The organism is Phenylobacterium immobile (ATCC 35973) (genome assembly GCF_001375595.1).
In the GTDB taxonomy this organism is placed as follows: Bacteria; Pseudomonadota; Alphaproteobacteria; order Caulobacterales; family Caulobacteraceae; genus Phenylobacterium; species Phenylobacterium immobile.
On the sequence record NZ_CVJQ01000001.1, the window covers coordinates 663,578 to 684,808 of the forward strand.

19 protein-coding genes are annotated in these 21,231 nt (G+C 69.1%); 12 read left to right on the top strand and 7 right to left on the bottom strand.

The window, feature by feature from the left end:
• Positions 1-6: 6 nt before the first annotated feature.
• From addA to tsaE, 5 genes are read right to left on the bottom strand one after another with little or no spacing between them, the layout of a single operon-like run.
• A complete protein-coding gene (gene addA, locus BN1313_RS03335; RefSeq protein WP_091736582.1) occupies positions 7-3,501 on the bottom strand; it encodes a double-strand break repair helicase AddA in 3,495 nt (1,164 codons plus the stop codon).
• A complete protein-coding gene (addB, locus tag BN1313_RS03340; RefSeq protein ID WP_091736584.1) occupies positions 3,498-6,500 on the bottom strand; it encodes a double-strand break repair protein AddB in 3,003 nt (1,000 codons plus the stop codon). Before addB ends, addA begins: the two co-directional genes overlap by 4 nt.
• Positions 6,497-7,234 carry a nucleotidyltransferase family protein gene (locus tag BN1313_RS03345; RefSeq protein WP_245620072.1) on the bottom strand — a complete coding sequence of 246 codons (738 nt, stop codon included), beginning with the start codon at positions 7,232-7,234 and terminating at the stop codon, positions 6,497-6,499. Before BN1313_RS03345 ends, addB begins: the two co-directional genes overlap by 4 nt.
• Positions 7,231-8,319 (bottom strand): N-acetylmuramate/N-acetylglucosamine kinase AmgK, encoded by a 1,089-nt coding sequence (gene amgK / locus BN1313_RS03350; protein ID WP_091736587.1) that lies wholly within the window; start codon positions 8,317-8,319, stop codon positions 7,231-7,233. Before amgK ends, BN1313_RS03345 begins: the two co-directional genes overlap by 4 nt.
• Positions 8,316-8,819 carry a tRNA (adenosine(37)-N6)-threonylcarbamoyltransferase complex ATPase subunit type 1 TsaE gene (tsaE, locus tag BN1313_RS03355; RefSeq protein WP_091736590.1) on the bottom strand — a complete coding sequence of 168 codons (504 nt, stop codon included), beginning with the start codon at positions 8,817-8,819 and terminating at the stop codon, positions 8,316-8,318. Before tsaE ends, amgK begins: the two co-directional genes overlap by 4 nt.
• A gap of 23 nt (positions 8,820-8,842) precedes the next feature.
• Between tsaE and BN1313_RS03360 the strand changes: the two genes are divergently transcribed.
• The 8 genes from BN1313_RS03360 (at position 8,843) to BN1313_RS03395 (ending at position 16,045) form a co-directional block, all read left to right on the top strand.
• Positions 8,843-9,532 carry a hypothetical protein gene (locus BN1313_RS03360; RefSeq protein ID WP_245620073.1) on the top strand — a complete coding sequence of 230 codons (690 nt, stop codon included), beginning with the start codon at positions 8,843-8,845 and terminating at the stop codon, positions 9,530-9,532.
• A gap of 48 nt (positions 9,533-9,580) precedes the next feature.
• Positions 9,581-10,702, top strand: coding sequence for a cell division protein ZapE (gene zapE / locus BN1313_RS03365; protein ID WP_091736593.1), 1,122 nt, complete (start codon positions 9,581-9,583; stop codon positions 10,700-10,702).
• Positions 10,703-10,843: 141 nt separating this feature from the next.
• Positions 10,844-11,254 (top strand): succinate dehydrogenase, cytochrome b556 subunit, encoded by a 411-nt coding sequence (sdhC, locus tag BN1313_RS03370; RefSeq protein WP_091736596.1) that lies wholly within the window; start codon positions 10,844-10,846, stop codon positions 11,252-11,254.
• On the top strand, positions 11,251-11,655 hold the full coding sequence (gene sdhD / locus BN1313_RS03375; RefSeq protein ID WP_091736599.1) for a succinate dehydrogenase, hydrophobic membrane anchor protein: 405 nt from the start codon (positions 11,251-11,253) through the stop codon (positions 11,653-11,655). The genes sdhC and sdhD overlap by 4 nt, the downstream gene beginning before the upstream one ends.
• Positions 11,655-13,442, top strand: a complete 1,788-nt coding sequence (gene sdhA, locus BN1313_RS03380) for a succinate dehydrogenase flavoprotein subunit (protein WP_091736602.1) — start codon at positions 11,655-11,657, stop codon at positions 13,440-13,442. The genes sdhD and sdhA overlap by 1 nt, the downstream gene beginning before the upstream one ends.
• Positions 13,443-13,570: 128 nt before the next feature.
• Positions 13,571-14,353, top strand: coding sequence for a succinate dehydrogenase iron-sulfur subunit (locus BN1313_RS03385; RefSeq protein WP_091736604.1), 783 nt, complete (start codon positions 13,571-13,573; stop codon positions 14,351-14,353).
• A gap of 126 nt (positions 14,354-14,479) precedes the next feature.
• Positions 14,480-15,706, top strand: coding sequence for an NAD(P)/FAD-dependent oxidoreductase (locus BN1313_RS03390; protein ID WP_176695877.1), 1,227 nt, complete (start codon positions 14,480-14,482; stop codon positions 15,704-15,706).
• 18 nt (positions 15,707-15,724) lie between these two features.
• A complete protein-coding gene (locus tag BN1313_RS03395; protein WP_091736609.1) occupies positions 15,725-16,045 on the top strand; it encodes a 2Fe-2S iron-sulfur cluster-binding protein in 321 nt (106 codons plus the stop codon).
• Between the two features lie 21 nt (positions 16,046-16,066).
• Here the strand turns inward: BN1313_RS03395 and BN1313_RS03400 are convergent, their stop codons facing one another.
• Positions 16,067-18,397 carry a sensor histidine kinase gene (locus tag BN1313_RS03400; protein ID WP_091736612.1) on the bottom strand — a complete coding sequence of 777 codons (2,331 nt, stop codon included), beginning with the start codon at positions 18,395-18,397 and terminating at the stop codon, positions 16,067-16,069.
• Positions 18,398-18,488: 91 nt separating this feature from the next.
• On the opposite strand from BN1313_RS03400, the gene BN1313_RS03405 reads away from it, so the two are divergent.
• The 4 genes from BN1313_RS03405 to mmcB all read left to right on the top strand — a co-directional run bounded on the left by BN1313_RS03405 (position 18,489) and on the right by mmcB (position 20,610).
• On the top strand, positions 18,489-19,055 hold the full coding sequence (locus tag BN1313_RS03405) for a hypothetical protein (protein WP_091736614.1): 567 nt from the start codon (positions 18,489-18,491) through the stop codon (positions 19,053-19,055).
• On the top strand, positions 19,048-19,458 hold the full coding sequence (locus tag BN1313_RS03410; RefSeq protein ID WP_091736617.1) for a metallopeptidase family protein: 411 nt from the start codon (positions 19,048-19,050) through the stop codon (positions 19,456-19,458). The genes BN1313_RS03405 and BN1313_RS03410 overlap by 8 nt, the downstream gene beginning before the upstream one ends.
• A gap of 111 nt (positions 19,459-19,569) precedes the next feature.
• Entirely contained in the window at positions 19,570-20,097 is a 528-nt protein-coding gene (locus tag BN1313_RS03415) for a lipocalin family protein (RefSeq protein ID WP_091736620.1), read from the top strand.
• A gap of 39 nt (positions 20,098-20,136) precedes the next feature.
• Complete coding sequence (gene mmcB / locus BN1313_RS03420; RefSeq protein WP_425414987.1) at positions 20,137-20,610, top strand: DNA repair putative endonuclease MmcB; 474 nt, start codon at positions 20,137-20,139, stop codon at positions 20,608-20,610.
• A gap of 1 nt (position 20,611) precedes the next feature.
• Here mmcB and BN1313_RS03425 read toward each other — a convergent pair whose 3' ends face one another.
• Positions 20,612-21,169 (bottom strand): ActR/PrrA/RegA family redox response regulator transcription factor, encoded by a 558-nt coding sequence (locus BN1313_RS03425; RefSeq protein WP_091736623.1) that lies wholly within the window; start codon positions 21,167-21,169, stop codon positions 20,612-20,614.
• Positions 21,170-21,231: the final 62 nt, after the last annotated feature.

Here is a 21,231-nt window from a genome sequence, read left to right on the forward strand (position 1 = left end):
CGCGTATCAACTGGCTCGGCGCAGCGCGGCCAGGGTCTCGGCCAGCAAGTTTTCTGGGACCGTCATCAGCTTCGGACCATCGGTCCAGACGATGGCGGCTTCCACCCGTCGATCGGGAAAGATCTCCGCCAGGACCGCGGCGTAGATCGCCATCTGCCGCAGATAGGTCGGGTCGGCCGCCTCGATGCGCGGCGGCGAGGGCCGGTTCGTCTTGAAATCGGCGACGAGGACGCGGTCAGGCAGGACGACAAGGCGATCGACGCGGCCAGCGATGGTCAGGCCCTCGGGCAAGGCCGCCGCGCCGCCGGCCAGGGCGACCTCAGCGCGGCTGCCGGGCCCAAACACTTCGGCGAACTGCGGATCGGACAAGACTGCTAGGGCGGCCTGCGCCATCTCCATGCGCTGGTCCTCCGTCAGATCAGCCTCAACCGCCAGCAGGCGCGCCGCGGCGGCCGGGCGCGCGTCTGCTGGCAGGTCCGGGAGCAGCTGCAAGAGTCGATGGATCAGGTCGCCGCGCCGGAAGCGGCCGATGCCGCCAGCCGTCGCCAGAGGTGAGGCGGCGCGTGCGGTCAGGCTCTCGTCCAACACCGAGGGCGAAGCGAAGCGGCCACGGCTCTCGGCGTCTGCGGTGGTGCGCGTCCATGCGGGCGCCTGGTCGGTTCGCGCCGGTCTGGTCGGCGCCGCCGCCATGGGCAGAGGATCGTCACCGAACCGGGCGAAGGCGCCGGCCTCGCCGCTGACCTGGCGCAGGCGCGGCTCGATCCCGGCGTGGTTGAGCGCGTCGCGGATGGCGCCCCACCAACCTTTAATGTTCTCCGCCTTGGCCTTGGCGTTGATCCGCCCGCAGAGCACCAGCCGATCGCGGGCGCGGGTCAGGGCGACGTAGAGCAGGCGGAAGGTCTCGGCCTCTTCGCGCGCGGCCCGCGCCTCCCGGGCGGCTTTGGTCGCTTCGCAATCGAACGCCGCCGCATTGCTCCACAGGAAGCCCAGGTTGTCGTCGTCAATCTCCACGGGCAGAAGGCGCGAGCCCTGGGCGCCGCGGGCGATGGTCGTCTCAGGCAGGAAGACGATGGGCGCCTCCAAACCCTTGGCGCCGTGGGCGGTCATGACCCGGACCGCGTCGCCCGCGCCCTCCATCTCGCGCTTCACCAGGATGTCGAGGCCTGAGAGGCCGGCGGCCAGGCTCTCCAGGTCGCGCGCGCCGCGCGATTCCGCGGCCAAGGTCTGGTTCAGAAACTCCTGGATGGCGTCTTCGGCCTCAGAGCCCAGGCGGTTCAGCAGACGCTGGCGCATGGAGCGGCCGTCGGCGCCGCTCGCTTGCAGCAGGCGGGCGTAAAATTCGAAGGGTGGGCCGCTGGCCCAGACCAGGAGGTCCGCCAGCAGGGCGTGCGCTGCGCGCCAATCGTCACGGCTGTCCGCCAGGCGCTCCAGGCGCGACCAGAGGTTCTCCGCGCCGCGCCCGTGGGCCAGGGCGTAAAGCGCTTCATCGTCGAGATTGCAGAACGGCGACTTCAACAGGGCGGCGAGGTTGAGCTCGTCTCGGGGCGCGAGCGCAAAGCGTGCGGCGGCCATCAGGTCGTCGAAGACGATATGGGCCGAGAGCGCCAGGCGGTCGGCGCCGGCCACGGGAACGCCCTCATGCTTGAGGGCCCGGAGGATCTCTTCGAACAGAGCCTTGCGACGCCGCACCAGGATCAGGACGTCGCCGGGACGAGCGGGTCGCCAGACCTTGTCGTCCTTGTCGAACACGCGGTCACCACGACGGATAAGGGCGGCGATCTCTCGGGCGATGCGTTTCGCCAGCCGGCGCGTGGCCGAGCCTTCCTGCGCCTCGTCAAGGGGCGCGGTCCAGGCGTCGCGCTTGAGGTTCGGCGCCTCGACCTCCAGGTCCCACACGTCGACGCAGCCGGGGTGCTCCAGGCGCTGGGGCAGGTGCCGGACCGGCTCGCGCTGGATGAAGGCCGACAGACCGGCCGGCGCGAAAACCGCGTCGACGAAGGTCAGAACCTCCGGCGTCGAACGGTAGGAGGTCAGGAGATCGATCTGCTCGAAGCGCAGGCCTGCGCCGGTCGCGCGGTCGCGGTGGAACTCGAAGTTGCGGCGCAGAAGCTCAGGGCGCGCGCCTTGGAAGGAATAGATCGACTGCTTGACGTCGCCCACGACGAACAGGTTGCGCGCCAGGCGGCGGTCGGCGCGCACGCCGGCGCCTGCGAAGAACTCCTCTGTCAGCGCATTGACGATCCGCCACTGGTCGGGGGCGGTGTCTTGCGCCTCATCGACCAGGATGTGGTCGATGCCCCCGTCCAGCTTGAACAGCACCCAGGCCGCGGCCGGTCGACTGCTCAGCAGTTTGCAAGTACGCTTGATCAGGTCGGCGAAATCCAGGCCGCCGGCGCCGCGCTTCTCCTCATGGTAGGCCGCCAGATAGGCCGCCGCCAACCGCAGGGCGTCGGCGGTCTCCTCGGCGATCACCGCCGCCCGCATCTGCTCGCGGGCTTCGTAGAGGCGCGCCTGTTCCAGCAAGAGATAGGTCTGCACCGCCGTATTGCGTTTCACCACGGCGGCGGTGTTCAGCCAGGTCGCCGGCGTGCCCTGGCCACCCGCCGTGAAGAAGATCCCCAGGGCTTCGTCAAAGCGGTCCTCCGGCGCGATGGCGACGGCGCGCATGCGGCCGGCGTACTTTTGATCGGTCGCGCTCCCGGCGTTGAGGACCTCTGCGCAGGCCCGCCATTGGGCGCGGTCGAGCCTGGCCATGGTCGCGGAGGCGACCATTTCGGCGGTTTCTCCAGGGCTGAGGCCGACGGTGCGCTGGACCCAGTCGATCGCGCCGACAAGGCCGCCTTCGCGCTCGAAGAAGCGATCGAGGTCGCCGCGGCGGGCCTCGAACTCGGCGAACATCGCCTCGAAGCGCTGGAAGTCGAGCTTCACGGCGAAGCGGGCGTAGGCGGCGGCCGTCGCGTCTTCGTGGATCAAGGCGTGACGGGCCAGGAGGCCGCGAGCTGCGGCGGCGATCGCCGAGGCGTCGGTGTCGTCCATGACGCGAAAGCCGGGCGACACCTCCGCCTCCAGCGGAAAGCGCCGGAGGAGCTTTTCGCAGAAGGCGTGGATGGTCTGGATCTTCAGGCCCCCTGGGGTCTCGAGCGCCTTGGCGAAGAGGCCGCGCGCCCGAGACAGTTCGGCCGGGGCGTAGGCGCGGTCGTCGAGGCTGGCGAGCTGCTCGGCCAGGGACGCGTCGCTCGCCACCGACCATCCGCCCAGGACGCCGTACAGCCGGCGCTGCATCTCCGAGGCCGCGGCCTTGGTGTAGGTGACGCAGAGGATCGCCTCGGGTTCGGCGCCGGCGAGCAGCAGGCGGGCGACCCGGTCGATCAGGGTCTTGGTCTTGCCGGAGCCGGCGTTGGCGGTGACGAAGGCCGACAGCTGGGGGTCGGCCGCGCGACGTTGCGGATTGGCCTCGAGGTCCGCATTAGCGGCGGCGGGCGGGAACAGGTCGACGCTCATTCGTCCTCCGTCTCGCCGCTGGTCGACCATTCGAAGACCCTGGCCAGGTGATCGTATTCCGACTGGTAGAGGTGGACGAACTGCGGCGCGGTGCGCGAGGCGTAGCCGGTCTTCGGATCCTCGTAGCGCTCGATCAGGGCGATCAGGCCGGCGAGCGCCGACTCGGCGGCGTCCGCGGTGATCAGCATCTTCTCGCCATCGCCGTCGGGCGTGGCGCGGATTTCGATGCGGCCTGGCGGATCGCGGCCGCTGATTTCCAGATAGGTCAGCTCCGCGGGCTGCAAGGGTCCGATCTTTGGGAAGCCGCCGCGGGCGAGGATGGCCGCAGTCAGGGTCAGCTGAGGCGAGAAGCCGGTCTGCACCATCTCCTTCGAGGGGGCCTTGCCGGTCTTGTAGTCGAGCACATGGCCGAGCCCGTCCGGCGTCGCCTCGATGCGGTCGGCCTTGGCGCTGAGGGTGAAGGGGCCGCCACGGGTGGCGAAAGTGATGGCCCCGGACTGCTCCACATGGATGACGCGGCCGTCCGCGCGGCGGTCCTCCTCCATGGCGACCACCCAGCGCGCGGCCTGGGCGGCGAGCGCCGCCTCTCGCGCCAGGCCTTCCGGCGGCATGCCTTCGCGGGCCAGCGCCGTCAGATAGAGACCGGCGAAGACCGCCTCGGCGTCAGGCGGCAGGTTGGTGGGGTGGGCGATGAGGAAGCCTTCGAAGGCCTCGTGGATCGCCGTGCCACGGACGCGGACATCGACCGCCTCGTCGGGCCGGCGCCAGACTCGAAGCTTGAGGATGTCGCGCGCCCAGACGGCGTAGGGGTCGCGGGTCAGGGCTTCGACGCGGGTGACGAAAAGGCTGCGAGGGCGGTCCGCGACGGGCGGCGTTGGGACCGGTCGGGGCCAGGGTTGATAGGGCCCGGCGGCGTCCAGGCTACGCGCCCAGGCGGTGGCGTCCGGACGGCCCGGCAAGGCGACGTCTGCGCCGCGCGCCAGGGTCTCCAGCCGCCAAAGCCAGCGCGACTTGACGCTGGGCGAGCCCTCGCGCCGCTCGCTATGCAGCAGGACGACCTCCGGCGCGCAGGCGGCCTGGGCGAAGTCGTGGGCGGCCAGGCCGATGCGGCGCTCAGGCGAGGGCAGGCCGAGCGCTTTGCGCATCGGCCGCGACAGGAAGGGATCGAGCGCCGCGCCGGCCGGCCAGACGCCTTCCTCGAGCCCGGCGAGGATCAGGCGGTCAGCACGAACCAGCCGGGCCTCGATGGCCCCGAGGATACGGATGCGCGGGTGGGCGCCGGCGCCGGCGCGGACCGTCTCACCGTCGATCAGGCGTTGGAAGAGGTCGGCGAATTGCCGGGCGCTGACCGGCGGGAAGGCGGCGGCGTCGCGGATCAGGCCCGCCAGCAGGCGCGAGACGGCGTCGCCGGCAGGTCCGGCCCACAGGGCGCCGGTGTCGCCGACGTCATCGGCGGCCACGCTTTCCATGACTTCGGCGAGGCGGCGCGCCCAAGCGGCGGGGGACAGGGCCTCGGCCAAGAGCGGAGCCAGGACGGCTTCGAGGCGTTCGGCCAGGGCCGAGGCGCTGTGCAACTCGGCGATACGTTCGGGTTTGGCGTCATCGGCAGGCTGTAGCCGCGCACTCAGCGCCGTCCAGTCAACCGGGCGGGCGCCGCGAAGGGCCGCCGGCTCCAGCGTCGACGGATCGCCCAGGCGGCTGAACGGATGCTTCAAGAGGGCCATCAGATTGACGGGGGACAGGGGGTCGGCGGCGGCCTTGGCGACCAGGCCCGCCAGAACGCCGCAGGCTTCACCGGCCAGGGCGACCCCGGCGGAGGAATCCGGGATCACGCCCCAGCGGGCGAGAATGGCGCTGACCCGGCGGGCGAGGCCCTGGTCGGGGGTCACCAGGGCGGCGGTGCGGTCGGGCCTTTCAAGGGCTTCGCGGAGCAGAAGGGCGGCGACCGTCGCTGTCTCGGCCTCGTCGCGGGCGCTGACCAGGGACAGGTGGGCCAGGCCCTCGGCGACGACGGCCTCACCGCCCTGGCTCTTGAGGTCGTCGATCACCCGCAGCCAGTCGGCCGTCTCCTCGGCGGGGCGCAGGGCCTCGTTGATGATCCGCCGGCGCCAGTGGCCCGCCATGTCGGCGGCGCGGGACGCAGGCCAGATGGCGACGTCGCCCTTGGCGATCCCCCCCTCTTCCAAAAGGACCTTCAGCGCACCTTGCGGATGCTGGGCGTCGACCTTGGCCCAGGCCTTCTCGGCAAGATGGCTGTCGAGGCCCGGCAGGACGACGCATCCCTGGGGGGCGGCCGCCACGGCGCGCAGCAGGGCCCGCGTCGCCGGCGCCGTGCCGGTCGAGCCGGCGGCCACCAGCACGCCCTGAGGCGGAGCGTCGGTCCATTGCTCGGCGAGCTTGCGCAACAGGGTCACGCGCCGCGCGCTGACGTCGGAGACGCCGAGGGCGTCGAGGCGGGCGGGCCATAGGCGGAGGGCTTCCTCCAGAAACCGGCGGCTGACCTGCCAATGCTCCGCAAGCTCGCCATCCACCAGCCCGGCCAGCTGGTCGATGATCTCGACTTCCTCAATCGCCAGGCCATCGAGGAGCGCGCCCAGGGCGTCGCCCAGCTCCAGCGCCGCAGCCGGGGTCGCGACGCCGCCCGGCACATAGGCGTCGAGCGTCTGGACCAGACTCATGAGCTCGAAGCGCCGCTTGAGGGGCTCGATGGCGGGCGCCAGGTCGAGCGCCAGGTCGCCCGGTTCGAAGGGCGGCTCGCCCTGCTCAAGGTCGCCCAGCGGCCGCATCTGCGGCGGCAGGACGGCGCGCCCCTCGCCGGCGGCCAGGAAAGCCTCGGTCAGGGCGCGAACCGCCCGGCGGGTCGGCACCAGCACCACAGCCTGCGACAGAGCGTCGGGGCCTAACGGGCTCAGGGCTTCATGCAGGCCACGGGCGAGATCGTCGACGAAGGGCCGGTGGGCGGGGATATTGAACCAGCACGGGCCGGAGAAGAGGCTCAAGGCCGGCTCGCTTCCAGGAGCTTGGCCTCGGCGGCGTCGCGGGCGGCGGGGTCGCCCACATGCATCCAGAAGGCGTCCATCACCACGCCGTGCAGGCGGCCTTCAGCCTGCAGGCGCCGCCAGATGGGCTGGATGGCGAAGGCGCCCGCGGGCGCGCCGTCGAGGATCTGCGGCTTGAGAATGCCGAAGCCGGTGTTGGCGAAGGGCGTGATCGCGTCGGCGCCGGTCGAATGAGTCAGCCGGTTGGCGTCGTCCTTAAAGAAGCCCGCCGGTCCGTCGAAGCCGATCCCCTGGCCGCGCTCTACAAGCAGCATGAGGAGGTCCATCGCCTCAGGACGCCAGGCGCGGACCAGGGTCTGCAGCGGCGCCTCGCCCGCCGCCAGCCAGATGGAATCGATATTGGCGACGAAAATTGGATCCTCGCCAAGGAGGGGCCGGGCCTCGGCCAAGCCGCCCCCGGAATCCAGAAGGCCCGCGCGCTCGTCCGAAATGACGATCTCCAGGTCGCGGCGGCCCGCAAGATGGGCCTCCATCTGGTCGGCGAAGTGGTGCACGTTGACCACGGCGCGGCTGACGCCCGCGGCGACCAGTTCGTCCAGAACCCGATCGATCAGGGCGCGGCCGGCCACCTGGACCAGCGCCTTGGGGCGGTCATCGGTCAGCGGCCGCATGCGGCTGCCGACGCCGGCGGCCAGCACCATAGCCGTGCGGGGGGCCGCGGCGGCGACGCTCATCGGCGCGCCTCGCGGGGGACGTGGCGATCCAGCCACGCCTTGAGATGGGCCAATGCCGGATCGGCCAAGCAGCGGTCGAGATAACCCCACATCCGCGGCATCAATGTCGCATAGCGCGGCTTGCCGTCGCGGGCGGTCAGGCGGGCGAAGACGCCCAGGATTCGCACGATGTTGAGCGCGCCCAGGGCGTGGAACTCGCGGGTCAGCTCGGCGCGGTCGGCGGCCGGATTGAGCTCGAAATAGTCGGCAAGCACCTGGGCTTCGAGATCGGCGGCGACGTCGCGGCGGGCGTCATGCAGCAGCATGGAGAGGTCCCAGGCCGGATGGGCGCGCACCGCGTCCTGGAAGTCGATCAGGCCGGCGCGGGCGGCGCCGGCGCGCTCCGGCAGCCAGATGAGGTTCTCGGCGTGATAGTCGCGATGGCAGAACACGGCGGCGCCGGCTTCACCGCGAGCGCGGATCGGCGCCCAGATCGCTTCCCATTCCGCGAGCGCGCCTTCGCCAAAAGCGAGCTGCGGCTTCAGCTTGGGCAGCCATTCGGGAAACAGGCCGTCGGCGGTCGCCAGGGCTGTCTGGTCGAAGGCGAGCAGCGGCCAGCTTGCCCCCTGGGCCTCGAGCACCGCCGGCGGGGTCGTGGCGTGCATGACGACCAGGGCCTCGGTGGCGGATCGATAGAGCGCGGCTTCATCGGCGCCGGCGGGGATTTCGTGGGCGAACAGGCCGTCGCCCAGGTCTTCGAGGACGGCGAGCCCCTGCTCAGCGTCATGCGCTTCCACCTCAGGCGCCGACAGCCCCTGGCTGCGCAACCAGCCCGCCACGGCGACGAAGGCGTCAACGCGGCCGGCGGCCAGACGGGCGAGCGCGTTGTAGCCGGCGGCGCGGCGTTGCTCTGGCGTCGCGTCCGGCGGGCAGGGCGCGCTCTCGGCGGCGGGGGGTTGATCCATGAAAATGCGGGTGGAGCCATCGGCCAGGCGCAGCCTCTCATAGGCCCGCGTCGAGGCGTCGCCGGCGAGCGGCGTGCGGTCCGCCTCGCCGAAGCCGTGGACGCTCAGGAAGTCGGCCTTGATGTCGTCGCGCGCGTTCAAAGGGCGATCCTCTCCAGCAGCCCGCGGAATGCGCCGTGAGCGGTGAGGCGGGCGGTGCGGGCCGCGCCGTCGGGGGTGGCGTTGATCTCTATATCGAGTCGGTCGAGCGGCAGGTCGCCCTCCAGCCGTTCTGGCCATTCGATGAGGACGCAACCCTCGGCCAGGGCCTCCTCAAGGCCGATTTCATAGGCCTCGTCCGGCGACGCCAGGCGGTAGAGATCGAAGTGCGCCAGGGCGAAGCTCTCGGGCTCATAAAACTGCGCCAGGGTGAAGGTTGGACTGGGGACCTCTTCATCGGGCGTCGTCAGGGCGCGGATGAGGGCGCGGGCCAGGGTGGATTTGCCGGCGCCCAGGGGGCCGCTCAGGCAGACCGCCAGCCCCGGGGCGACGGCCTGGGCCAGCGCCTGGCCCAGCGCCATGGTCGCCGCCTCGTCGGGCAGGTCGACGAGGTGCGTTTCGTTTGAGCGCGTATCAGCAGGGCTTGGCGGCGCGCGAGTCATGGCGGCAACATGCGTCAGGCGGGATGACCGCTTCAACCGCCTTCGCTCCAGCGCGTTCAGGCCTGGAAGAGGATATCGCCATGAAGACCCGCGCCATCGCCATCGCCGCCTTGATCGCCGTCGTCCTGGTCGCGGGGCTCTGGGCCTTCTGGAACTACGATCTGCGCTGGCGGCCAAAGACGATCACCAAGCACCAGGCCGAGATCGTCAAGATCCTGGAGAGCGCCGGCTGGGCCTCGCCGGGTCTCAAGAACGGCAAGATCTACATGGTATCTTTCCGTAGCTGTCCCGATTGCCTGCGGTTCAAGGCCGAGCAGTTTCCCGACCTCCACGCCAAGGGCGTGGACACCCGGGTGATTGAGGTGGCGCGCCGCGACCGCAATGGGCTGCCGCGGTCCACGCCCGCCGAAAGGGCGACGGTGGCCGAGGTGTGGCTCACCCGGTCCTGGCCCCTGATGGAACGTTGGGAATCCGTGCCCGTCGACGCCTGGACCGCGCCCGGCATCGCGCCGGCCGACGGCGATGCGGCGCGCACGGCGGTGGTCGAGGCCGGCCGCGACATGGTCGATAAGCTGACGCCGCTGCTCAAGGACAATGGCGTGAAGTTCGCCTATCCGACGCTGGTCTGGTGGAACGCCAAGGGCGAGATGCGCGCCTGCGCCTGTGAAAGGCGCGAGACCTATCGGTTCGTGCGCAAGGAGCTTGGGCTTTAGGCGTCGCGCCATTGATGCCCTGGCCGGCAAGGTTTAGGGCCTGGGCAAATGCCGTCCGCCTTGTTGACCGCCTATGACGCGCGCCTGGCTTCAGGCGAAATGCGTCCTGACGCCGCCCAGGCCGCCGCTCTGCAAGAACTGGCGCGGCTCGAGGCCGATCTTGTCCAGGCGGGAGACGGCGGCGGTCTCGCGGGCCTGTTTCGCAAGCCGGTCGCCCAGCGGGGCGTCTACCTCGTGGGGCCGGTGGGCCGCGGCAAGTCCATGCTGATGGACCTGTTCTTCGACACCGCCCCCGTCGAGAAGAAGCGGCGCACCCACTTCCACGTCTTCATGGGCGAGATCCACCGGTTGATCGACGCCTGGCGACGCGGCGACCCGGCGGCGCGCAAGGCCAGGTTCGGCAAGCGCCGGCGCAAGGGCGACGATCCCATCCCGCCGGTCGCCGACCTGGTCGCCGATCAAGCCGGGCTTCTCTGCTTCGATGAATTTCAGGTGACCGACATCGCCGACGCCATGATTCTCGGCCGGCTGTTCGAGGCCCTGTTCGCCCGCGGGGTGACGGTGGTCGCGACCTCCAACCGCGTCCCCGATGAGCTCTACAAGGCCGGCATAAACCGCCAGCTTTTCCTGCCCTTCATCGGCCTGCTGAAGGACCGGATGACGGTGGTGAGCGTCGCCGGCCCGCACGACTATCGGCTGGATCGCCTGCGCGCCGCAGGATCGTGGTTCTCGCCGATCGACCCGGACAACCGCCGCAGCTTCGAAGCCCTGTGGCGCGACATGCTGGGGCCGGCCGAAGAGATTGGCGCGACCGTGGAGGTTCTGGGCCGCAAGATCCTCTTGCCGCACGCCGCCGGCGGCCTGGTCAAGGCCAGCTTCGTCAGTCTTTGCGGCAAGGCGCTGGGCGCCAACGACTACCTGGCCCTGGCCGATCAGTTCCACACCGTGTTCCTGGAGGATGTGCCGGCCCTGACTCCGGATCGGCGCGAGGAAGCCCGGCGGTTCGTTATCCTGGTCGACGCCCTTTATGAGGCCCACACCCGGTTGATCGTCCTGGCCGCCGCGGAGCCGACCAGGCTCTATCCGGCGGGCGAGGGCGCCTTCGAGTTCGAGCGAACGGCCTCGCGATTGCAGGAAATGCGCTCAGAAGACTGGCTGCAGGAGACCTGAATCCCATTAGATGCGAGCTGTTCGCAGGTAGAATCAACAGATTCCACCTTTGCGCGCCCAATCCCGCCCCTTGCGTTGACAGTCGAGACCTCCGGCTTAAAAGCGGACCGCTTTAGGTCGGGTTTGAGGGGCGTCGTCGAAATGCCAGAAGCAGCCAGGGTCGTTCGCGCGCGCCCGCTTTCGCCACATCTTCAGATCTGGCGCTGGCACATCACCATGGCCTGCTCGATCCTGCACCGAGCCAGCATCTTCGCCATCTACTTTGGCCTTCTGCTGCTGTCGGCCTGGACCCTGTCGCTGGCGGCGGGCCCGCAGGCCTACCTCACCTACATTGGCGTCGTCGGTTCGCCGCTAGGCTTGTTGATCCTGTTCGGCGTCTCGGTGATGCTGTTCTTCAACCTCGCCTACAACATCCGCCAGGCCTTCTGGGACATGGGCAAGGGCTTCGAGCTCAAGATCGCCGACGCGACAAGCTGGGCGTGCATCGCCTTCGCCTTGGTCGCGGCGGTCGTGCTCTGGGCCGGCCTGATCATCGCGGGAGCCTTCCAATGAGCGGCGTCTCTTCGCATAGCCTGCGCACCGCGCGCTCCCGCGCGCTGGGCCTGGGGGCGGCGCATCACGGCGTCAGCCACTTCATCGTCGAGCGTATTTCCGGCCTGATCTTCACCGTCCTGGCGCTCTGGGGCGTCTGGTCGGCGGTCAGCCTGGCCGGCGCCGGCCCTGACGCAGCGGCCTACTGGCTGTCGCGGCCGCTGAACGCGGTGCTCCTCAGCCTTCTGCTGGTCGTCGGCCTCGTGCATGTGAAGCACGCCATGCAGGTGGTCATCGAAGACTACATCCAGAGCTTCCTGCCGAAGGCCACGCTCCTGGTTCTCAACTTCTCGATCTGCGTCCTCGCCGGCGCCTTGGGCGTCTTCGCGATCCTCAAGGCCGCCCTCACCGGAGCCTTCTGATGGCCGCCTATGAGTTTATCGACCACAAGTTCGACGTCGTCGTCGTCGGCGCCGGCGGCTCCGGCCTGCGCGCGGCGCTCGGCTGCTCGCAGGCGGGCCTGAAGACCGCCTGCATCACCAAGGTCTTCCCGACCCGGTCGCACACAGTCGCGGCCCAAGGCGGCATCTCGGCCAGCCTGGGCAATATGGGCGAGGATGACTGGCGCTGGCACATGTACGACACCGTCAAGGGGTCGGACTGGCTGGGCGACCAGGACGCCATCGAATACCTCTGCCGCAACGCGCCGGCCGCAGTCTATGAGCTGGAGCACTGGGGCGTGCCCTTCTCGCGCACCGAGGAAGGCAAAATCTATCAGCGCGCCTTCGGCGGCATGACCCGCAACTATGGCGAAGCGCCGATCCAGCGCACCTGCGCCGCGGCCGACCGCACCGGCCACGCCATGCTGCACACCATGTACGGGCAGAGCCTGGCGAACGACACCGAGTTCTTCATCGAGTATTTCGCCCTCGACCTGATCATGGACGACGGCGTCTGCCGAGGCGTCACCGCCTGGAAGCTGGACGATGGCACCCTGCACCGTTTCCAGGCCCAGCAGGTGATCCTGGCGACCGGCGGATACGGCCGCGCCTATTTCTCCTGCACCAGCGCCCACACCTGCACCGGCGACGGCGGCGGCATGGCCCTGCGCGCCGGCCTGCCCCTGCAGGACATGGAGTTCGTGCAGTTCCATCCGACCGGCATCTATGGCGCCGGCTGCCTGATCACCGAGGGCGCCCGCGGCGAAGGCGGTTATCTGACCAATTCGGAAGGCGAACGCTTCATGGAGCGCTATGCGCCGACCGTGAAGGACCTGGCGCCGCGCGACATGGTCAGCCGCGCCATGACCATCGAGATCCGAGAAGGGCGCGGGGTGGGTCCGAAGAAGGACCACATCCACCTGCACCTCGACCACCTGGATCCGAAGATCCTGCACCAGCGCCTGCCGGGCATTTCGGAAAGCGCCAAGGTCTTCGCCGGCGTCGACGTGACCAAGGAGCCGATCCCGATCGTGCCGACCGTACACTACAACATGGGCGGCATCCCGACGAACTTCTACTCGGAAGTCGTCACCAACCGCGACGGCGACACCAACAGCGTCATCCCCGGCCTCATGGCCGTGGGCGAGGCGGCGTGCGTGTCGGTCCATGGCGCCAACCGCCTGGGCTCCAACAGCCTGATCGATCTGGTCGTGTTTGGCCGCTCCGCTGCGCTGCGTTGCGCCGAGACGATCAAGGCCGGCGCGACCCAGCCCGAGCTGAAGCCGGTGATGACCGACGGCCACCTCGGCCGGTTCGACCGCCTGCGCAACGCCGATGGCGGCACGACGACAGCGGCGCTGCGTCTCGAGATGCAGATCGCCATGCAGGAAGACGCTGCGGTGTTCCGCGAAGGCCCCAGCCTGCAGAGCGGCGTTCGTCGCCTGGAGGCGGTCCACGCCAAGCGCGGCGACCTAAAGGTCTCCGACCGCGGCATGATCTGGAACACCGACCTGATGGAGACGCTGGAGTTCGAAAACCTCGTCGGCCAGGCGGTGGTCACGGTCGCCGGCGCCGCCAACCGCGAGGAAAGCCGCGGGGCCCACGCCCGCGAGGACTTCGCCGACCGCGACGACAAGACCTGGATGAAGCACTCGCTCACCTGGTTCGACGACGCCACCGGCAAGGTGAAGATCGATTACCGCCCGGTGCACGACTACACCCTGACCAATGACATCGCGCCGATCCCGCCCAAGGCGCGGGTCTACTAGACCCTTTCCGGATCAGGCCCCTGATCCGGATAAAAAGGGTCTATATTCATATGTTTAGAGCGTGACGGGCGCTTCAACCGGCTTCCACTTGAAGCTGTCACGCTCTAGGTTCTTTAGGACAGCATCCGATGGTCGAATTCGCCCTTCCGAAGAACTCCCGCGTGCAGCGCGGCAAGCACCACGCCGCGCCCGCCGGCGCGGGCAAGACCAAGTCGTTCCGCGTCTATCGCTATGACCCGGAAGGCGCGGAGAACCCGCGCTGGGACACCTATGACGTTGACGTCGACGCCTGCGGCCCGATGGTCCTGGATGTGCTGATCCACATCAAGAACACGATGGACCCGACCCTGGCCTTCCGCCGGTCTTGTCGCGAAGGGGTCTGCGGCTCCTGCGCCATGAACATCGGCGGCCGCAACACGCTCGCCTGCACGCACGGCTGGGAAGAGGTTCCGGGCAAGGATTGCGCGATCAGCCCCCTGCCGCACATGCCGGTCGTAAAGGACCTGGTGCCGGACCTGACGCTGTTCTACGCGCAGTACGCTTCCGTCGAGCCCTGGCTGCACACCACGACGCCCGAACCGCAGAAGGAATGGCGCCAGTCGCCGGAAGACCGCGAGAAGCTCGACGGCCTCTATGAGTGCATCCTCTGCGCCTGCTGCTCGACCTCGTGCCCCAGCTACTGGTGGAACGGCGAAAAGTACCTGGGCCCGGCCGCGCTGCTGCACGCCTACCGCTGGCTGATCGACAGTCGCGACGAGGCCACCGGCGAGCGTCTCGACGCCCTGGAAGATCCGTTCAAGCTCTATCGTTGCCACACCATCATGAACTGCGCCCAGGTTTGCCCCAAGGGTCTGAACCCGGCCAAGGCGATCGCCGCGGTCAAGAACATGATGGTCGAACGCGTCGTCTGATGGTGTCACGGCCAAGGTCTGGCCGGCTCTAGCGGCCAGGGTCTGGCCAGCGGCGCCGTCTTAAAATAAGACGACGCCGGAACGCGCCGGCGACAGGCTGCGGCTATTTGGATGGTAGAGAAGCAGATGAGCGTTTCGTCTAAGGTGGTGATCCTGGGCGCCGGCCACGCTGGCGGCACGCTGGCGGCCCTGCTTCGCCAATATAAGCACGAAGGCGACATCGTGATGATCGGCGATGAGCCGATCGCCCCCTATCAACGCCCGCCGCTCTCGAAGGCCTGGCTGAAGGGTGAGGCCGACGCTGAGTCGCTGGCCCTGCGCCCAGTCCATTACTACGGCGACAACAACATCACCTTCATGCCTTCGACCAAGGCGGTTTCGCTGAATCGCGGCGCGAAGACTGTGACGCTCGATAATGGCGAAGTCGTCTCCTATGACATCCTGGTCATCGCCACGGGCGCGCGCGCCATGGCCCTGCCGGTGCCGGGCGCGGACCTGAAGGGCGTGTTGTCGCTGCGCACGGCAGCTGACGCCGAAGAACTGAAGAACGCCCTGAAACCCGGCAAGCGGATGGCGATTATCGGCGGCGGCTACATCGGCCTGGAAGCGGCGGCCTCGGCGCGTGCGCTCGGCGCCGAAGCCGTCGTGGTGGAACGCGAGCCGCGCCTCCTGGCTCGCTCGGCCTATCACGTGTTGTCGGACTTCCTGAAAGCCTACCATGAAGCCCGTGGCGTCACCTTCGAACTGGCGGCCAGCGCCGCGGCCTTCGAAGGCGAGGATGGCAAGGTCACTGGCGTGAAGCTGACCGACGGGCGCGTGATCCCCTGCGACATCGCGCTGGTGGGCATCGGTGCGGCGCCGAACGACGAATTGGCTCGGGAGTCGGGCATCGAATGCGAACGCGGGATCGTCGTCGATCTGGACGCGCGCACCTCCGACCCTTCGGTCTTCTCAATCGGCGACGTGACCCATCGGCCGATGCCGCTTTACGATCGCATGTTCCGACCGGAAAGCGTGCCGAGCGCGCTGGAGCAAGCCAAACAGGCGGCTTGCGCTATCGTTGGGCGGCCCCGCCCGCCGGGCGAAGCGCCGTGGAACTGGTCGGATCAGTACGATCTGAAATTGCAGATCGCAGGCGTACCGTTCGAGGTCGACAGCGTGCTGGTGCGCGGCGAGCCCTCGTCGGGCGCCTTCGCGGTCTTTCACCTGAAGGGCGACCTCATCCAGGCGGTGGAGGCGATCAACGCGCCGGCCGAATTCCTGATGGGCCGCAACCTGATCCTGAGCCGCAAGCCGGTCGATCCGGCCAAGCTTGCGGATTTGTCCGTTTCGATGAAAGAAGTCGCCGCCTGAACGGCGCCGAGGGGAACAATGGCTAACATCACCTACGTCCAATTCGACGGGACTGAGCAAACCGTCGACGTCAAGAACGGCCTCTCCGTGATGGAAGGCGCGATCAAGAACGACATCGAAGGCATCGACGCCGATTGCGGCGGCGCCTGCGCCTGCGCGACCTGCCACGTCTATGTCGACGAAGCCTGGCTGGAAAAGCTCGGCCGGCCGAACCCGATGGAGGGCTCGATGCTGGACTTCGCCGAGAACCGCGAAGCCAACAGCCGCCTGTCGTGCCAGATCAAGGTCAACGACGAGCTGGACGGCCTGATCGTCCGGCTCCCGGAAAGCCAGCGCTAGAGACGGTCCTGGCGCGCTGGTCTACAGCGCGCCAGGCCTCACGAAGCTCAACTGCGCCTGACCGGGGGCCGCGCCTTGCGGATCCTCGGGCAGGTGGCAGGTGAAGGTCGCGCCCTGTCCGGGCTCGCTTTCGAGCGCCACCCATCCGCCATGCAGCTCGGTCAGGGCCTTGACCAGAGCCAGGCTCAAGCCTGGACCGCCGTGCTCACGCCCGACGAAACGGTCGAAAATGTGCGCCTGGACGTGGAAGGCGATGCCGCGTCCGGTGTCGGCCACCTTCAGCTGAACTTCGCCCAGCGCCTTGCGCGCTGAGAGCGTGATCCGCCCTCCCGCTGGCGTCTGGGTGAGGGCGTTCTCCACCAGATGTCCCAGAATCTGCGACAGCCGCCGACCGTCGCCGCGGATGAGGCCGGGGCTTTCTGACGCGTCAACATGCAGGGTCACCTGCGCGGCGAGCGCTTCGGCGCTGCATGTCGCGGCGACCTCGTCCAGAAGGGCGGATACGTCGACATCTCCCAGATCGAGCGCCAGCTCATCGGCGTCGATCAAGGCCATGTCGAGGACATCGCTGATGGAGCGGGCCAGTTGAACCGCGGCGGCGCGTACGGCGGCGGCGTGCACCCGGCCGCGTTCGGACAGGTTGTCCTCGGCCCGGCCCAGAAGCTCGGCGTAGCCGATGATGGTGGTGAGCGGGGTGCGCAGTTCGTAGGACACGTTGCCGACGAAGTCGCGCTTCAGCCGCTCGGCTTCGGCCAGCGCCCCTTCGCGGGCGGCGAGCGCGGCTTCCAGACTGCGGGCGTCGGTCACATCGACGAAGCCGATCAGGGTCGCGCCGTCGGGGAGGGGGCGAGACTGAAAGGCGGCGATCCGCGAATCGGCGGTCCGCACTTCGCCGCTCACCGCCGCCCGCGCGCCCGGATCGGGGTCGGCGACACGGCCCTTCAGGTCCCGCCAGAAGCCGCGGTCGTGCAGGCGCGGGATGCACAGCTCGACGACGCCTTCGAAGTCGCCGGCTTGGTCAAGGGCCTGGGGCTCGATGCCCCAGAAGCGGGCGAAGGCCTCGTTGTGCAAACGTAGCCGGCCATCGGCGCCGAAGACGGCGACGGCGTCGTTGAGCTTGTCCAGGGTCGCCTGCTGAACCTGGATCTGACCGTTGTACTGGGCCTTCAGCTTTAGCTCGTCGGTGATGTCGGAGAAAAGCACCAGAAGGCCGCCCAATGGATGCGGCTGGCGGACGACGCGCAGGGTGCGCCCGTCAGGGAGGCTCCAAAGGTCGTCCGGCCGGACAGCGAGCGCGCCGTACTGAGCCAGTTCCTCGGCCTTCCAGCGGCCGTAGTCGGCGCTTTCCGGCAAGCGCCGGCGCTGACGCAGACGGTCCAGAACCTCGCCGTGGGTCGGTCGTTCGGCGAGCCAGGCGGGCTCAAGGTCCCAGAGACTGGCGAAGGCGGTGTTGTGGAAGGCCAACCGCCGGTCGGCGGCGAAAATCGCCACGGCGTCGGCGATGTGGTTCAGCGTTTCGTCGTGAGCTTCGATGTTGCGCTTCAACTGCTCGCGCAGATCCTCAAGCTCGGTGACCTCATGGGTCCAGACGCCGACGCCGCCGCCGTCCAGCGGACGGGCGGCGATGCGCAGGGCGCGCCGGCGGCCATCGACGGTCGACCAGCGCAACGTTTCGCGCATGGCGCCGCTGCGAGCGGCCTCGCGCACCAGAGCGTCCGCGCCGCGGTCGAAGGCGAGACCGCGGGCCTGGGCGTCGTCCAGGCCGGTTGCGCCGGCCGCGGCGAGCCAGGCGCGGTTGGCCCAGAGCGGGGTGGCGTCGGCCGCGGCGATCCAGGCCGGCGTCGGCTGGGCGTCGGCCAGGTCCGCCAGGCGCGCCGCCGCCGGCAAGGCCTGGTCGCGTTGCGCCGCACTGAGGCGTAGCCAGGCCACGGCGCCAGCGGCGCGGCCCTCGACCCGCACCAGGCCTTGCGCCCCTTGCGCTTCGAAAGCACAGGGTTCGCCCCGTTCGAACAGGGCCGCGAGTTTGCGGGCATGGGCGGGGTCCGCCGCCGCCAGACGGGTAACGACGGACTGTGGTTCGATGCGCGTTTCGCCTAGGGCCTCGGCGGCGCGAGCCAGACCGCCCGCGCCGGCCGCCAGCCGGGCGCGGCCGTCCTGAACGGCGATGACGGCGGCGTCGAAGGGCTCAAGGGCGCCCAGCCCGCTCTCATTGCGGGCCTCCGCCAGACGAGCGGCCAGGGCTGCAGTCCGGGTCGTGGCGGCGCGTGACTGGGCGAGCGCCCATAGCATGGCGGCGAGCGCCAGACTCACGGCGCCGGCGGCCACGGCGAGGATGGGCTCTGCGGCTGTCATCCAGGTTCCGGAGGGCTCTGACGAATCACCTCTGCAAGGTAGGGATGTTGCGTCTTCGCCGCACGTGCGCTCGGCCCTATGCTGGGCGAAGATGAGCGCCATCCTTTTTCCCATCGCCGCCAACGCCGAGCAGGCGCTGAGCCAACCTCTGGGCCGCGCCGCCCGCGAGCGCGACGCCGCGCGCTCCGTCGGCGGCGATGTGGTCTTCACCACCGAGGCCGTCGGACCGGCTTTCCTCGATGAGGCCGCCGCGCTTGCAGCCTATGTCGGCCGTATCGCCGATCCGGGGCGGCGGATTTCGCCAGCCGGTGAAGACCTCTATCTGCGGCTGGCCGAGCAGATCGATGGGCGACCGCGCCGACCGGTCGAGCCGATTTTCGCCGAGGGCCGCCGTTGGCCGGCGCCGGAGGAGGCGCCGCGTACGGTTTGGCGGTTGCGGATCTCCTACTGGCGCATCGGCTCCGCGGAGCGGCCGTTAGATGCGCCTCAGGCCCGCAAGGCCCGCCGCGCGCGCGACGGCGCGGCGATCGCCGCCGACACCCTGAAGGCCATCGCCAGCCAGCCTTTGCGACCGGTGAAGCCGCAGCAGGGCCTGGACATCGGCCTTTTCGAGGTGCGCCTGCCTGAGGCCCCGCACATCATCGTGCCCGATGAGTGAGATTGGCTTGGCGCCGTCGCTGGACGACATCGCCCGGATCGCCGAGATCGCGTTCGAGTCGCTGCCGCCGGAATTCCGCCGGCTCACAGGCGAGGTGATTTTCCGCGTCGACGATTTCGCCGAACAGACCGTGCTCGACGACCTGGAGATCGAAGACCCCTTCGATCTGACGGGGCTCTACCAGGGCGTTGACCTCGCGGCCCGCGGCGGCCTTGGGCCGGCGGCCGAGCCCTCGCGCGTGTTTCTCTATCGCCGGCCGATCCTCGATGAGTGGGCCGCACATGGTGAGATTACGCTGGAGGAACTGGTCGCCCATGTGTTGGTGCACGAGATCGGGCACCACTTCGGCCTGTCCGACGCAGCGATGCACGCGATTGAGGCGTCAGCCGGCGATGGGGCGTGAGGCGCGCCGCCCGCGGGTCGCATCGGGGCCTGATTTATCGCGTCCTTATGCCTCGCCAGCGGCTGTGCGCCGGGGTTTCGTCGTAAAGCGTTTGCGGGTATCGGGCGGGGAATGTTCTCGAAGTTTCTGACCGGCGCCCTGGCCGGCTTCTCTCTCTTGGCGGCCGCACAGAGCGCCTCGGCCATGTCTTTGCGGCCCGTTCCGCGCCTTGAGCTCAGTCAGATGATGGGCCGCTGGTACGAGGTGGCCCGCACTCCCAACGCCCTGCAGCGCAATTGCCAGGCCGGCGCCTCTGAATGGACCCCGGCCCAGGGCGGTTTCGCCGTCGTCCAATCGTGCCGCAAGGGCGCGGCTAACGGGCCGCTCGCCCAATGGAAGGCCAAGGCGACTGTCGCCGATCCATCCTCCAACGCCCGGTTCAAGATGGTCTTCTTTGGCGGGATGGTCAGCCAGGACTATGTGGTGCTTGAGCACAAGGACGAGCAGGGCTGGCTGATCCTGGCGACCGCCAACGGCAAGTATCTATGGCTGATGTCCCAGCGCCCGACGCTGGCGAGCGCGGTGCGCGCCCAGGCCATCCAGCGCATTCGCCAATTGGGCTTTGATCCCGCCCGCCTGGAGTTTCCTCCGGCCAGCTAAGTCTGGGCGCTCTTGCCTCGCGAACGAAGCCGGAACAGAATGGCCGCGGTGGACGTCTCCCTGACCCTCGTGACGCCGGCGCGGCCGGAGATCACCCAGACCGTGACTCGCGGCGCAGCGCGCTTGATGACGGCGCTGAGCTATGCGCCGCTGCTGGAGGTGTGCCTGCCGAACGGGCGGCGCGCCGACATCATGGCGCTGGGGCCAAGAGGTCAGATCTTGATCATTGAGGTGAAGTCCGGGATCGCCGACTTCCGCACCGATCGGAAATGGCGCGAGTACCAGCCCTACTGCGACGCCTTCGCTTTCGCGGTAGCGCCGGAGTTTCCGCGCGAAATCCTGCCTGATGAGCCTGGGTTGATCGTCGCCGATGGCTTTGGCGGGGCGGTGCTGCGCGAGGCGCCGGCGACGGCGCTGGCCGGGGCGCGGCGCAAGGCGTTGACTCTCGCCTTCGCGCGGCTCGCGGCGATGCGCTCCGCCGGCGTGGCCGCGGTCAACCTGGAAGGCGTCTGACCTAGCGCGGGGCGCGCTTGGCGAGGATCCGCTGGAGGGTGCGGCGGTGCATGTTGAGGCGCCGCGCCGTTTCCGAGACGTTGTGGCCGCACAGCTCATACACCCGCTGGATATGCTCCCAGCGCACGCGGTCGGCGCTCATCGGGTTTTCCGGCGGCTCCGGCGCGGTGGCGCCGGTTGCCAACAGGGCGCGGGCGACATCGTCGGCGTCAGCGGGTTTGGACAGGTAGTCGACGGCGCCGGCCTTCACCGCCTGCACGGCGGTGGCGATGTTGCCATAGCCGGTCAGCATGATGATCCGGGCGTCGGGGCGCGCCTCGCGGATCGCCTCCACGACCTTTAAGCCGGAGCCGTCGTCCAGGCGCATGTCCAGGACAGCGAAAGCCGGCGCCTTGTCGCGCACTGCGCTCAGGGCGTCGTTCACGCTGCCGACCAGGGTGGGTTCGAAGCCGCGCTGTTCAAGGGCGCGGCCGAGGCGGGTTCGCAATGGCGCATCGTCGTCCAAAACCAGGAGCGACCGGTCCGGCAAGGCTGCGATGTCTTCTGTGAGTTCGGTCATCTGAGGCGTGGCGTCCGGTCTGGCTGCGTCATTCTGTCGCTACCTGCGGCAAGTCGCAAGTG

Bases quoted from the DNA above. Each gene is read 5' to 3' on its own strand.
- addA (WP_091736582.1), bottom strand. From the start codon at position 3,501: ATGAGCGTCGACCTGTTCCCGCCCGCCGCCGCTAATGCGGACCTCGAG.
- BN1313_RS03345 (WP_245620072.1), bottom strand. From the start codon at position 7,234: ATGAGCGTCGCCGCCGCGGCCCCCCGCACGGCTATGGTGCTGGCCGCC.
- tsaE (WP_091736590.1), bottom strand. From the start codon at position 8,819: ATGACTCGCGCGCCGCCAAGCCCTGCTGATACGCGCTCAAACGAAACG.
- BN1313_RS03360 (WP_245620073.1), top strand. From the start codon at position 8,843: ATGACCGCTTCAACCGCCTTCGCTCCAGCGCGTTCAGGCCTGGAAGAG.
- zapE (WP_091736593.1), top strand. From the start codon at position 9,581: ATGCCGTCCGCCTTGTTGACCGCCTATGACGCGCGCCTGGCTTCAGGC.
- sdhC (WP_091736596.1), top strand. From the start codon at position 10,844: ATGCCAGAAGCAGCCAGGGTCGTTCGCGCGCGCCCGCTTTCGCCACAT.
- sdhD (WP_091736599.1), top strand. From the start codon at position 11,251: ATGAGCGGCGTCTCTTCGCATAGCCTGCGCACCGCGCGCTCCCGCGCG.
- sdhA (WP_091736602.1), top strand. From the start codon at position 11,655: ATGGCCGCCTATGAGTTTATCGACCACAAGTTCGACGTCGTCGTCGTC.
- BN1313_RS03385 (WP_091736604.1), top strand. From the start codon at position 13,571: ATGGTCGAATTCGCCCTTCCGAAGAACTCCCGCGTGCAGCGCGGCAAG.
- BN1313_RS03390 (WP_176695877.1), top strand. From the start codon at position 14,480: ATGAGCGTTTCGTCTAAGGTGGTGATCCTGGGCGCCGGCCACGCTGGC.
- BN1313_RS03395 (WP_091736609.1), top strand. From the start codon at position 15,725: ATGGCTAACATCACCTACGTCCAATTCGACGGGACTGAGCAAACCGTC.
- BN1313_RS03400 (WP_091736612.1), bottom strand. From the start codon at position 18,397: ATGACAGCCGCAGAGCCCATCCTCGCCGTGGCCGCCGGCGCCGTGAGT.
- BN1313_RS03405 (WP_091736614.1), top strand. From the start codon at position 18,489: ATGAGCGCCATCCTTTTTCCCATCGCCGCCAACGCCGAGCAGGCGCTG.
- BN1313_RS03410 (WP_091736617.1), top strand. From the start codon at position 19,048: ATGAGTGAGATTGGCTTGGCGCCGTCGCTGGACGACATCGCCCGGATC.
- BN1313_RS03415 (WP_091736620.1), top strand. From the start codon at position 19,570: ATGTTCTCGAAGTTTCTGACCGGCGCCCTGGCCGGCTTCTCTCTCTTG.
- mmcB (WP_425414987.1), top strand. From the start codon at position 20,137: ATGGCCGCGGTGGACGTCTCCCTGACCCTCGTGACGCCGGCGCGGCCG.
- BN1313_RS03425 (WP_091736623.1), bottom strand. From the start codon at position 21,169: ATGACCGAACTCACAGAAGACATCGCAGCCTTGCCGGACCGGTCGCTC.